Raw genomic sequence first — 3,813 nt, 5'->3', positions numbered from 1 at the left:
CGAAGCACAGATCAAGAACATGACCGTGGGCGGCAAGTAATGGCATCAATCCGGTGGGGCACCATTTGCTGTGTCCCACCATTTTCCCTTCTATCTGGAGACACTATGAATCTACGAATGTTTTGGCTGTTCACCGCTTTCGTGGTTGCAGCGTTTGCCACCGGCGCCCAAGCCACAGACCCGCTTCCATCCTGGAACAATGGCCAGACGAAGCAGTCCATTCTGGCTTTCGTGAAAAATGTGACGACATCCGGCTCCCCCGGCTTCCTGCCGCCGTCCGAACGTATCGCCACATTCGATAACGACGGCACATTGTGGAGCGAACAACCGATGTACTTCCAGCTTTTCTTTGCCCTTGACCGCGTCAAAGCACTCGCACCGCAGCATCCGGAATGGAAGACAGAGGAACCATTCGCGTCGTTGCTGGGGGGGGACGTGAAACAGACGCTGGCCGGTGGAGAGAAGGCGATTCTCGAAATTATCATGGCCACTCATGCGGGTATGACCACGACGGAGTTCGAAAAAATCGTCAAGGACTGGATCGCCACAGCCAAGCATCCCAAGACCGGCAAGCACTATACCGATATGGTCTTCCAGCCGATGTTGGAACTGCTCGCCTACCTGCGGGCCAACGATTTCAAGACCTTTATTGTTTCCGGTGGCGGCATTGAGTTCATGCGGCCCTGGGCGGAGCAGGTGTACGGCATCCCCCCTGAGCAGGTGATCGGCAGCAGTGTCGAGACGAGGTATGAAATTCGTGAAGGAAAACCGGCGCTGGTTCGGCTATCAAAGTTGCGCTTTATCAACGACAAGGCGGGGAAACCGGTAGGGATTCATTGGCACATCGGACGTCGGCCGGTTCTGGCGGTCGGCAATTCCGACGGTGATTTCGAAATGCTGGAGTGGACAACGAATGGCCCAGGCCCTTGCTTGGGGCTCATCATCCACCACACGGACGATAAACGCGAATGGGCTTACGACAGAGAATCGCACGCAGGCAGACTTGATCGCGGGCTTGACGAGGGGCCCGGTCGAGGATGGATCATTGTGAACATGAAAGAGGATTGGAGGGTGATCTTCCCTTAAAAACCGGACTTTTGAAAAATACGAGCATCTTTACGTAGCGGGCCAGAACAAACAAAGGGCGCCACAGTTTATCTGGTGCATTCCTTGGCAACCTCAAAAAATTTCGACCCAATATCTGCGGTAGTAGCGGACAGCGTTCCCGATCAGACTGACGCATCAATCATTGCTTTTTTCACCTCGGTTAGATGGCAAGATTTCGATACGAAGTCGGCCGCAAGGGGGTCCACCAAAGGACCTCCTCCCGATGCAGAACATTCGCCTCTGAGAAAAAAACGACCGTGAAGAGAGATGGGACCAATGAAAAAGCCGATAGCGAAGGTGCCGGCCGCTATACTGGCTGCACTGCTTGTTGCCGCATGTTCCGGCCTTAACACGCGAATCGAAAACCAGATGGAGGCCGTGGGTAGCGAGCTGACCGGTGTGCCGGTGACTGTCGATGGTGTGAATCTGAAGATTCTGCAAGGATCGGGACAGATTACCGGCCTTTCTGTGGCCAACCCGGAGGGTTATCGATCTCAAAATGCCTTCGATATGGACTTGTTGCGTCTGAATCTGGGGGTACTTTCCATTCTATTCAGAACCTCCCCGATCGTTTTGGATGAAGTGGTGATCGATTCCCCGGTTGTTTCTCTCGAGATGAATGAACAGGGCGGCTCCAACCTGAAAGACATCTCCGGCAACACCCAGATGAACCTAAAAAAAGCAGATCGAAAATCAGCGGAGACGGAGCCCGTATCGGCGGACGCACCCGGCGAACCGCATCGCATCGCCATCCGCAGGCTGACCATCGAGGGCGTGACCTTCCACATGCGACGTGCCGACGGCACAACACGGTCCGGGACCCTGCCTACCATCGAACTGACGGATGTCGGTGGTTCCAAAGGCAGGACCCCCGGCGGGATCGGTGCTGTCATCGTGGTGGCAATGAGCCGTGAGGTGCTCAAAGAGATGCTCATGCGCAAAGTGGTCGAAAAATCCGAGGGTTTCCGCTCCGATGCGACATATGGCTATGGGAAGGTGTTCGACGCTGAAACGGTGATAGAGAATTGGAGCCGGCGTCTTGCGCTGTCGAGCGAGCAGAAGGCAAAATTCCGGGAGGTAGTCGAAAAAAGTATCCAGGATATCAACGACACCATCGGTGATCGGGTGGGTCAGGATTTTTTGGATCTAGAGACGCTTTCCCAACGGTTCGAGGTGGTTTCCGAAACCGCGAGGGAAAAGCTCCGGAATGTTCTCTCCAGCGATCAGATGCGGGAGCTGCAGCGCAGGTTTACCCTGCTGGCATCAGAGGCGGTGGAAAAGATTCGTGAAGCGTTTGTCGACAAATTGGCACGGCTGATCGGCGTCGGCCCGGATCAAATCCACCAGCTCCGGCCGATTCTATGGGGTGGATTGGAGAGACGTAGCGCTCTCGTAAAGCGGTTTGCCAGTGATCCCGATGTCTCCCTTCAGGATCTATTCAATGACTTCGAGGCGCTACAGGTCGAAACCCTTCAAGAGTTGGAAAGCGTACTCGACGAGGATCAGTTGAACACCCTGGCTGCGTACCAGGAATCGCTAAGACAGATGATCCGAAGTGTTTTTGCAGCCAGCGGCACCTTGTAAGGAATATGCCTATGGATGACAGCATACTCTGGCAGGGTACCGGACCGGTCCGGGATGCCAACAGCATCGATCAAGCCATCGAGCGAGCCGCCAGCACGCTCCGTCATGCCAAAAATACGATAGAACAGGTTGAACGGATTGAAGATGGCGCATCCGTCCTGTAAAAGGTTACAACTCGCCAGTGAGCCGGAGTAGGTAATAACGGAGATTGAAAATGGCTCGAGCACTCAAATATATCGGTATCGGCGTGGCGGTTTTGGCAGGAATTGTTCTTCTCGCCGTTGTCGCGGTCAACTTGATCCCAGGCGACACCTACAAGTCCCTGATCGCCTCCGGCGTCCAGTCGGCCACCGGACGCGAGATGGTCATAGAGGGCGATCTGGACATCGATCTTTTCACCACCTTCTCCTTTCGGGCGTCGGGCGTAAAGCTGGCCAACCCGGCCTGGGCCTCCCGGCCGCACATGGCGACCGTCGATCATATCGAAGCCGAGCTTGCCCTTTTTCCCTTGCTCGCCGGCGTGCTCGATTTTTCTCTGATCGTCAAGAAGCCCGATCTGCTGCTAGAGCAAAACAGCTCCGGCCAGGGCAACTGGCAGTTTGCCGAGCCTGCCGAGGCGCCTGCAGAAAAGGAGACAACAGCCGAGGCGGAAGCACCCCAAAAAGCCCCCGGATTGCCCCTTCGCCCGGTGGTGCGAAACCTGCTCGTCAGCGAAGCCCGGATTGTCTTCCAAGACGCGCAAAGGAAGGAGCAGTTCCGCATCCACGGCGAGAGCATCCGGTTCGATCCTGCAGAGGGCGAACTCACGGTCCGGGTCGACGGCCATGCGAAAAAGATACCCATTGCACTGACCGGGGGATTCGAGGATGTCAAAACCGTCGGCGACAAGGTCACCGCCAAGGTCCGGTTCGACGGACATTTCGGAGACGCGAAACTGGCGCTGACCGGATCGGTGGGACCGTTTTTCCCAGCAGCGGAAATGGACGTGACCGTGGATGTCGGCGTCGATTCCGCGGCGGACTTTTCGGCCCTTGCCGGAAGGGATTTGCCGGATCTGGGGCCGCTGTCCGTGTCGGTCCAGCTGACAGGGGAAAAAGGAACCTACCGTATCGAAAAGATGGT

4 protein-coding genes are annotated in these 3,813 nt (G+C 56.0%); all 4 read left to right on the top strand.

From position 1 onward, the window contains the following. Window positions 1-105: 105 nt before the first annotated feature. The gene (locus tag LJE94_07180; GenBank protein MCG6909893.1) at window positions 106-1,086 is read left to right on the top strand and encodes a haloacid dehalogenase-like hydrolase; all 981 of its coding nucleotides are present in this window, start codon (window positions 106-108) and stop codon (window positions 1,084-1,086) included. Between the two features lie 297 nt (window positions 1,087-1,383). Next, the gene (locus LJE94_07175) at window positions 1,384-2,691 is read left to right on the top strand and encodes a hypothetical protein (protein MCG6909892.1); all 1,308 of its coding nucleotides are present in this window, start codon (window positions 1,384-1,386) and stop codon (window positions 2,689-2,691) included. Between the two features lie 11 nt (window positions 2,692-2,702). Continuing rightward, the gene (locus LJE94_07170) at window positions 2,703-2,855 is read left to right on the top strand and encodes a hypothetical protein (protein MCG6909891.1); all 153 of its coding nucleotides are present in this window, start codon (window positions 2,703-2,705) and stop codon (window positions 2,853-2,855) included. 50 nt (window positions 2,856-2,905) lie between these two features. Continuing rightward, a partial coding sequence (locus LJE94_07165) for an AsmA family protein (GenBank protein ID MCG6909890.1) occupies window positions 2,906-3,813 on the top strand: 908 nt, incomplete at its 3' end.

The organism is Deltaproteobacteria bacterium, from assembly GCA_022340465.1.
Lineage (GTDB): Bacteria > Desulfobacterota > Desulfobacteria > Desulfobacterales > B30-G6 > JAJDNW01.
Note: the sequence above shows the minus strand (reverse complement) of the source record. Positions and strands in the feature narration are given on the sequence as shown.